This window comes from Myxococcus llanfairpwllgwyngyllgogerychwyrndrobwllllantysiliogogogochensis, from assembly GCF_006636215.1.
Classification (GTDB): domain Bacteria; phylum Myxococcota; class Myxococcia; order Myxococcales; family Myxococcaceae; genus Myxococcus; species Myxococcus llanfairpwllgwyngyllgogerychwyrndrobwllllantysiliogogogochensis.
In genome coordinates this window covers 1-740 of sequence record NZ_VIFM01000582.1, presented here as the reverse complement: position 1 = coordinate 740, position 740 = coordinate 1, and the positions used below count along the sequence as shown (strand labels likewise).

The 740-nt window shown below is 68.9% G+C and carries 1 protein-coding gene; it reads left to right on the top strand.

Annotation, left to right across the window (positions count from 1 at the left end):
• Positions 1-740: AMP-binding protein (locus tag FJV41_RS49455; protein ID WP_141649542.1), on the top strand; the 740-nt coding region annotated here is incomplete at both ends.

Below are 740 nucleotides of genomic sequence, written 5' to 3'. Positions count from 1 at the left end.
TCCACCCCCGAGCGCCTCCTGCGCCACTGGAGCGTCGCGCTCCAGGCCCTCATCTCCAGTCCCGACGCACGCCTGGGGACGCTCTCCCTGGTGACGGGAGAGGAGCGCGAGCAGGTCCTTCGCTCCTTCAACGCGTCCTCGCGCCAGTTCGACTCCTCCTGCCTCCACCTCCAGTTCGAGGCACAGGCCGCGCTCACCCCCGACGCCACCGCGCTGTCCTTCGGTGACGTCTCCCTCTCCTACCGCCACCTCCTCCAGCGCGTCCTTCGTCTCTCCCACCGACTCCAGTCCCTCGGCCTCCGCCCGGACGCCCCCGTCGGTCTCTTCGTCCACCGCTCCGCCGACATGGTCGCCGCCATGCTCGCCATCCTCCACGCGGGCGGCGCCTACCTTCCCCTCGACCCTGATTACCCCTCAGACCGCATCTCCTGGATGCTCCAGGACTCTCGCGCTCCGTTCATCCTCACGTCGCGACGCCTCCTCGACTCACTGCCTTCCTCGGAGGCGCAGGTCCTCCTTCTCGATGAGACGGGCGACGAGGAAGCGCGGACTCCTGGCAACGCGGACGCGGCCAATCTGGCGTACGTCATCTACACGTCGGGCTCCACCGGCCGGCCCAAGGGCGTCATGGTGCCTCACCGCACCGCCGCCAACTTCTTCGCGGCCATGGATGACCGCCTGGGCACCTCTCCCGGCACGTGGCTCGCCGTCACCTCCATCTCCTTCGACATCTCCGTCCT